Below are 7924 nucleotides of genomic sequence, written 5' to 3' on the forward strand. Positions count from 1 at the left end.
TAGTTCAGCGTATACTCCGGCGACAATGCCGTTTCCTTGACCGTCTGCTCAATCAGCTCCCGATTCGTCACTGGACGAATGCCATCCAGCTCTTGCTCCATCGCAGCAGACCACAGCCCATGACCTTCGCCCCAAGTTCTCAGCAGCTCCCGCACATGCGGAAGCAGTTGCCCTTCCACCTGATCTGTCAGCATCCGTGTCAGCCGTTCCAAGCGATGCTCCTTTTCTCGCTCCGTCTTGCCTCCGGCAAACAACAGCCCCATCTTGAAGCCCGGCTTGCGGCTCTCCAAATATTCGCCCGCTGCTTCACGCAGCTCCGCAGGCGTCAAATGCACTTGCTCCAGCAGACGATCCAGCTCTTGACGCAACCGTTTATGCTCCTGCTCCGGGAGTATCCGCCACTGCTCATCCTCTTGCTGTAGGGCTTTCTGCTCCAATTCCAGGCGGGAAATGGCCTCTTTTCCGCCCGCCTCTTGCAGCAGCGTGTTCAGCTCCTCTTCTTCAGCTGCCCGCACATCCTCCACATGTTGCTCTACCAAATGGTGCATGGAGGATATCAGACTGTAGGCTAACAGCTCCGTTTTCCGCTTCAGTAATTGTTGGATCAACGACGGCAACTGTTGCCACTGGTTCCAAGGGTGATTTGGCTCTTTTAAGGAAGTAAACAATATATCTGTATAATGGACCTGCCACGCATGAAAGCTGGTCTCTACCTCATTGCGATAATGTGTAAATGAAAGCTCACGCTCCCGGTGTTTATCTATTTGATTGATTATCAAGTATAAGGGCTTGCCCCAATCCGATAAGCTTTTAGCAAAGGACAAGTTATTTTCAGATTGGACATGGTTGTAATCCATCACATAAAAAACAATGTCCGCCCAATGTAAAGCGGAATGTGTCGCCAGCGCATGCCCTTGGTCTGTGGAGTCTACGCCTGGTGTATCCAGCAGCACCCCTCCGCCGGATAGCATCGGAATATCCTCCCATACCTGAATGGATTCATAGGCCCCGCCATTTTTACAATATTCAGCCAGTTCGGCCAAGGAGGTCTCCATGATCTCCTGCTCCGGATTTTCCAATGATGTAACTGGATGAATGAGTGCTCTTGAATGTCCATGGCGAATGGACACCACATTAGCGCTCGTGGGCACCGGTCCGGAGGGCAGCACCGTTTTACCGCACAGGCTGTTAATCAAGCTTGATTTCCCCGCCGAGAAATGTCCACAAAAGGCAATGGTCAGCTCCTCCGCATTCGCCTTCTCTAGTAAATCAGTTAAAGCGTTGGCTCCCGATCTATTCCCTGCTTTATGCAATGTATTTCGTATCTGTTCAATGGTATCCGACCACTTTCCTATATCTCCTGTAATCGTTTGCATCATAAGCTGCGGTTCCACTCCTTGTCTCTTGAGCATCAAATAGCTATATTGTAGCACTCTTGTGCAACTGTGAGAATCATCACATTAAAAAAACTAAAAAAGCGTCCCCCTCCAATAGCTGACTTTGGGGAACGCTTTTATCCAAATCGGATATTACAGCAATGCTAGAATATATCTTCCATACCAGTATCTTGGCAACCGAATGTGTTTCATCAAAGCCCTCAAAGGGCAACGACGAAACAAGATATGTAAACAACGGATGAGCCTGCTTATCACTCTGAAATATAATTAAAAATCCCAGAATTAATGATGTGGAATCGTCCATATCCAGCATTTGATGATGGCTTTCAAGGTTTGTGCAGCTCATGCGCCTCCAGGCTGGTTAGACCAGCCGGGCCGCCTGCACCGGAACATGCAGCGCATGTCCGCTAATAACACTTAATTTGCTGCTGTCTCAAGCACAGGCAGCAAGATTTCAAACACTTGACCATGCTGCAAAATCGTAATTCCGCGGGATTTGTCCTTCATTACGACCACTTCCGGCTTTTGAGACATGCGCTCCAGGTAGTGCTCAGGTACATCTCCGGAATGGCTGACCGTAATTCCCTCAAGATCGCGCTCTTCGTTTTCAGCAAACTCAGTTGTTACAATTTGCTCAAAAATATCAGAAAACGCCTCAAAATTGTCTGTATATACCGAAATGCACTTCATTACTCTTCATCCTTTTCTACACATAAATGGTTAAACCCATTGTAAACAATATGGGTCTTTAAGCTCTACGTTCCTTATCTTTTCTGATAAGAGACGTTTTCATACGTTTCTTGCCTTCCCTGCACACATCAAGTAATGGACATACCTGACATTGAGGGTTTTGAGCTTTGCAATGGTAGCGACCGAAAAAAATAAGCCTGTGGTGGGTCAAAGACCATTCATCCCTAGGAACTCTTTTCATCAGCTTTTTTTCCACCTCAAGCACAGAATCATCCCATCCTGCAAAGCCGAGTCGTTTAGAAACGCGCTCTACATGCGTATCCACTGCAATAGCCGGCACATTGAAAGCGGTAGATACGACGACATTAGCCGTCTTGCGCCCAACACCGGGAAGCTTGACCAGTTGATCGTGCTCAGACGGTATTTCTCCCCCGTACTGGTCTATCAATATACGGCACAGGTTATGAATATGCTTGGCCTTGTTTCGGTACAAGCCGATTCTGCGAATATCCTGCTCCAGTTCCTCAATGGGAACAGCCAAATAATCCTCGGGTGTCTTGTATTTTTGAAACAGGTCTGCCGTTACTTTATTGACCATCTGATCGGAGCACTGAGCCGACAATAACACGGCAATCGTTAATTCAAAAGCATTGTCATGGTTCAGCTCACAATGGGCATCCGGATACATCGTACCGATGGTGTCCAATATATGACGTGCGGTTGCTGCATTCACGGAATTCTACCTCCCACCAAAAAAAACGTCCTGATACGGGATAGCCCGCATCAAGACGGTCACTCTAAATAATCATCCGGAAAGAAACGAATACTATTTGTGCATGACTGCCTGCATAGGCGAGAAATACACTCCTATATTATCATTATCTGTCACAAATTGCACGAGAAAAGTGTGCAATTTGCCAAGAAATTTTCCTACCATCTGATCTGTTAACGGCTCATTGGATGATCCAAATCTACGTGCCCCATTAAGGATTCCAGAGATTGACCATCTACGAGCAAATCCAGTGTTTTGATCTCATTGAACTGGAACATCGTTTTCTTTAAGGCATCAATAGCCAATTCCTCGCCACCAGCACCCAAACGTGCCTCGTCCGGCAAAGAAATATCAAAGGTCAATGCTCCGTTATCCAATTTGATCTTATGCACGGAAATTTTATCCGACCACAGCGGTATCAGAGCAGAATTCCCACTTTTTTGCAGAGCTTCAAACGCCTTTTGGTATTTTTCCAGCTCGCTTGGGTAGGTAATTTCCTTTTTCTCTTCTTTTAAGCCATTCTCTTGAGTATCTGTGTAGTAGACTGTGATCTGCTGCGTTTGATGATCTCCTGATTTTTCCGTTTCCGTCTTGGTTTTTGTAGGTTCCGTTGACGGGGATGTCGGGGTCTGAGCCGCCCCGTTATTTTCAGTAGGCTGAGCCGATGGATCAGGGGCCGTTTGCTCAGACGTACTATGTGGTGCAGCAGGTGTTTGTGTCTCCTGAGTCGGAGCAGCTGTCTGCTTGGAGGCACAGCCTGCACCTGCTATGGCAAACAGTGCCAGCAAACCTGCGATTACAATTTTCTTGTTCATATGTCCCCCTCCTTGCTTTACGTTGGCAAGCGATTTGTTGAAGATTTATTTTACACCAAGATACTCTGTGATGCCATCTGCAATCCCCTGAGCTGCCCGGTTTTGAAAATCTTCATCAAACAGTGTGGCTTCCTCTTTTGCATTACTCAAATATCCCACCTCAAGCAAAACGGCTGGCATAGTCGTTTCCCGAATCACATGGAAATTGCCATAACGAATGCCTCGGTCTGTCAGACCTGTCGCAGGAGCAAAGTACTTATGCATAACGTTGGCTAACGCTTTGCTGGCACTCCGCTGGTAATACGTCTCTGTACCGTTGGAAGCTGAACTGCCGCTGCTGTTAGCATGAATGGACACGAATACGTTGGCATGAACATTTTCAGCTACTTTTACTCGCTCTTTAAGCTCCAGGAATGTATCGTCGCTGCGTGTCAGTATGACCTCAAGGTTGGGATTTTGCTTTAAGATGCTTTCTACTTTCAAAGCCATAGCCAGGTTGAAGGTCTTCTCATAATTTTTTCTTGAGGCCCCAACTGCTCCAGAATCTTTTGCTCCATGACCTGCATCAATAACAACGACCTTTTTACCACTACTGTTCACTGGTGATGTCTGTGTATCATCTGGTGTTGAACCATCTGGCAGCGTGGCATCAGGCGTTGTATTAATTGAATCCTTGGATGCCAGATCGACGATAACATGATTGGATCCATCATTGTATGTCGAGTAGTTCATAGCATGCTTCAAATCAATAACAACACGGACCGTAGAAGGTTCCTTTTGGAACAAAGCATAACGGATACCGGACACATCCGCTTCATTCTGAATGTCCAGTGAACCATTCAAGTTGTTGTCCAGCTTCTGCTGGTCTCCAAAATTGTCAGCGAACGCCGTTGCTGGCAAATCCACAACAACCCGATCAGGAGCTGTCATCGTGAAAGCTTTTGGCTTGACTGTACTCGCGGTTGTGATGGTTAAACGATTTTGACTGAAACTGATTTCCTGCACTGGCGTAACACCTGTGCTTGCATTATTAGCTGGTGCAGTTACACTTCCTGTACTTGAACTGTTATTCCCGGATTTCGGAGGGGTAAATTCCCCTTTTCCAGACCCGCTACTGCGGGTATATAATTTTACGGACTTGGAGCTACTGTCCCATTTTACGTCCAGTCCCATTTGCTCCCCAATAAAACGAAGCGGTACAAGGGCATAATTGGAACGCAGCAGAGGCGAAGCATCCAGACTAATGTCACTTCCATTGACAGTCGCCGTCTTACTTCCGATATTCATTCGGATCGAGGTACTGTCCTTCTCAATCGTTATGGTTCGCGCCTGCTGCTTCCATGTCACGTCATATCCTAAATTTTCAGAAATTACGCGTAGCGGAACCATTGTGCTTCCGCCTATCACTTGTGCCTTAGCATTACTAGGGACATTTAACTGTTGATCGTCGAGATAGATTTGCGTTCCACTCGAAGCCGCATGTCCATAACCCGGAACCGCCCACATGAAGACAAATAATAACAACAAAAAACCAAATTTCTTCATTCGTCACCCTTCCATTCATATTTTTTTTGCCACATGCTCCGGTGCGGCGACCTGATATACGCGCTTATGTAATATCAGACAACCTTTTATACGTTATCCCACACCAAAAGTTGCGAATATATTCCATCATAACAGAAATGTACGTGCCTAAGAACTATTTTTGTCGAATTATGGCTAAAAAAATAGTTCATTCGCTTCCCATAATATTCATCGTCAAAAATATTAAAAAAGCCACTTTTCACCTTCATGATTTCCACAAAGGTAGAAAGTAGCTTTTTCTAACTATATTAATTAATCACTTCGTTAAACGATTCCGTTGTCCCCGTTTCCGTTGCAAAATACTCTTTTAATCCGCCGACGATCCCTTGCGCAATCATGTCCTGTTTTTCTTCCGTGAACATGGCTGCTTCATTAGACGGATTACTCAGATAACCACACTCCAGCAGTACCGCCGGCATTTGCGATTTTCTTGTTACCACATGGTTTGCCACCTTAATGCCATTATCCTTGAACCCGGTAGCTGCTGCAAGGTGCTTATGCATCAACGTTGCTAGGCTTAAACTTTCCTGACGTGCATAATAGGTTTCAGACCCATTGGCTTTTCCGTTATTGGAGGCTGGCATACTGTTGCCATGAATGGAAACAAACACGCTTGCCTGTTGATCATTCGCAAGCTGGGGACGTTCATCCAGGGTCGGATATGTATCTCCATTGCGGGTCATTATGACCTGGATAGCTGGGTCATTTTGCAAAAGCTGTTGAACCTTTAATGCTACAGCCAATGTAAATTCCTTCTCGCGTCGTCCTGTCACACTGGCTGCTCCAGGGTCCTTGCCACCATGACCAGGATCAATTACGACAATCCGGCGTTCTTCGACATGAGTTGGTGTGTCTACCGGATTCTCACTTCGTTCACGCAATTGGAGGGTGATTTCACCCGTGCTATTTGTTGAAAGATCGTAATCACGTGCTTGGTTCAAGGCAATAACGACACGGACGCCTCCATTTTGTCCATCTGCAGGAGCGAATCTGATTTCCTGCACATCCTCGCTGTCACTGTTCGTCAAAGCCCGTGTGCCATCCTTACGAACCGGGAACAGCTTGGAAAAATCAGACGCCAGTGAGGCCTCTGGTAAATCTACAACAATGCGGTCCTGCCCCGTCATTTTCGACACTTTGGGGGTTATAGCCTTATTCAGAGAAATTTTTAATGCTTCATGTTCAAAAGTGATGTCCTGCACAAGCAACTTATTTGCTTTTGGCTTCTCTGCATTCTGATCTTTGGGCGGTGAAAGTGCAGTCTCCGTCTGCTTGCTGGTCGTATTCTGTGTTGACGTTTTTTGCGAATCGGCCTTCTGATCTGTTTGTGAAGTTGTGGCCTTTTGACTAAGGTTTACGGATTTACTTTTATTATTCCAATCTACGTTTAGTCCCATTTGTTCTCCGACAAAACGCAACGGAACCATCGTCGAGTTACCACGCAGAACAGGAGGCGCATCCAGACTAACTGTTTTTCCATTCACATCAGCCGATGTACGGCCTACATACATGGACATATCCGTATTATTTTTTTGAATTGAGATTTTATAGGCTTGTGGTTCCCATTTGAATTGATATCCAAGCTGCTCACCCACTACCCGAAGCGGTACCATGACTTTTCCATTGACCATTTCAGGCTTTGCATCTGCAGGCGCTTCCATCCTTTTGCCGTCCAAAAACAAATCTGCTTCAGCCGCATTCACATGAGTGGAGGATGGCCACAACCAGATTAGGATAGCTGCCAATATCACCCAACCATATTTTTTCATGCTCATTCCCCTAACTTATATATGTAATATTCTTGTGCTCCTGCATAGGTATAGTTCTCAACCATTTTACTTTTACAATACCATGCTCAGTCAAGCCGTCAACCCCTTATTTACCAATTTAATTTTAAAAATAACAAAAAGCCCGCAGGCAAAAGAATTGCCATTTACGGACTTTCTGTTCAAATGATGGTTATGCGCCTTGCTTGGCAGCACGTTTTTGTTCATAAGCTAGAATTTCAGCTTCATGCTGGAGCGTTAAGCCAATGTCATCCAAACCTTGCAGCAGGAATTGACGACGATGCTCATCCAGTTCAAAATCAATATGCAAACCATAATCATCAGTAATTGTTTTTTCGTTCAAATCTACGTTCAATTGGTATTTATCATGCTTCGCCGTACGCTGAAATAAATCCTCTACTTGCTCTTCAGACAGCTTGATCGGCAAAATACCGTTTTTAAAACAGTTATTATAGAAGATATCCGCAAAAGACGGTGCGATTACAGAGCGAAACCCATAGTCCATAATCGCCCACGGCGCATGCTCACGGGAAGAGCCGCAACCAAAGTTGGCACGAGAAATCAGCACAGATGCCCCTTCATAGCGAGGCTTGTTCGGTTCAAATTCAGGATTGATATTACCCGCCTCATCAAAACGCCATTCATAAAACAAAAACTGTCCAAAGCCCGTGCGCTCGATTCTTTTCAAGAACTGCTTAGGAATAATAGCATCCGTATCCACGTTTACCCGATCCACAGGCGCTACGATTCCTTTTAAAGTTGTGAATGCTTCCATCGTAAATTCCTCCTCTGTATCCTAGCGGACTACTTCTTCCTGCTTGAATTTCCAATCCCGTACATCGACAAAACGTCCATGAATCGCGGCAGCGGCTGGCCATT

At 45.7% G+C, this 7924-nt stretch carries 7 protein-coding genes; all 7 read right to left on the reverse strand.

The window, feature by feature from the left end; genetic code table 11:
- On the reverse strand, positions 1–1379 hold a 1379-nt coding region (locus L693_RS0125860), incomplete at its 3' end, for a dynamin family protein (protein WP_025721190.1).
- 435 nt (positions 1380–1814) lie between these two features.
- Positions 1815–2087: a hypothetical protein gene (locus L693_RS0125870; protein WP_007430739.1), complete on the reverse strand. Its 273-nt coding sequence runs from the start codon at positions 2085–2087 to the stop codon at positions 1815–1817.
- 58 nt (positions 2088–2145) lie between these two features.
- Positions 2146–2820: an endonuclease III gene (gene nth / locus L693_RS0125875; RefSeq protein ID WP_025721195.1), complete on the reverse strand. Its 675-nt coding sequence runs from the start codon at positions 2818–2820 to the stop codon at positions 2146–2148.
- 212 nt (positions 2821–3032) lie between these two features.
- Positions 3033–3674 (reverse strand): GerMN domain-containing protein, encoded by a 642-nt coding sequence (locus tag L693_RS0125880; RefSeq protein ID WP_025721197.1) that lies wholly within the window; start codon positions 3672–3674, stop codon positions 3033–3035.
- Positions 3675–3719: 45 nt separating this feature from the next.
- On the reverse strand, positions 3720–5219 hold the full coding sequence (locus L693_RS0125885) for an N-acetylmuramoyl-L-alanine amidase family protein (protein WP_025721198.1): 1500 nt from the start codon (positions 5217–5219) through the stop codon (positions 3720–3722).
- Positions 5220–5506: 287 nt separating this feature from the next.
- Positions 5507–7027: an N-acetylmuramoyl-L-alanine amidase gene (locus tag L693_RS0125890; RefSeq protein ID WP_025721199.1), complete on the reverse strand. Its 1521-nt coding sequence runs from the start codon at positions 7025–7027 to the stop codon at positions 5507–5509.
- A gap of 190 nt (positions 7028–7217) precedes the next feature.
- The gene (gene leuD / locus L693_RS0125895; protein ID WP_025721201.1) at positions 7218–7820 is read right to left on the reverse strand and encodes a 3-isopropylmalate dehydratase small subunit; all 603 of its coding nucleotides are present in this window, start codon (positions 7818–7820) and stop codon (positions 7218–7220) included.
- Positions 7821–7924: the final 104 nt, after the last annotated feature.

Origin of the sequence: Paenibacillus sp. 1-18 (assembly GCF_000520755.1) — a bacterium.
GTDB lineage: Bacteria > Bacillota > Bacilli > Paenibacillales > Paenibacillaceae > Paenibacillus > Paenibacillus brasilensis.

Coding starts and splice junctions, on each gene's coding strand:
- L693_RS0125885 (WP_025721198.1), bottom strand. CDS start 5,219: ATGAAGAAATTTGGTTTTTTGTTGTTATTATTTGTCTTCATGTGGGCG.
- L693_RS0125890 (WP_025721199.1), bottom strand. CDS start 7,027: ATGAAAAAATATGGTTGGGTGATATTGGCAGCTATCCTAATCTGGTTG.
- L693_RS0125870 (WP_007430739.1), bottom strand. CDS start 2,087: ATGAAGTGCATTTCGGTATATACAGACAATTTTGAGGCGTTTTCTGAT.
- L693_RS0125880 (WP_025721197.1), bottom strand. CDS start 3,674: ATGAACAAGAAAATTGTAATCGCAGGTTTGCTGGCACTGTTTGCCATA.
- leuD (WP_025721201.1), bottom strand. CDS start 7,820: ATGGAAGCATTCACAACTTTAAAAGGAATCGTAGCGCCTGTGGATCGG.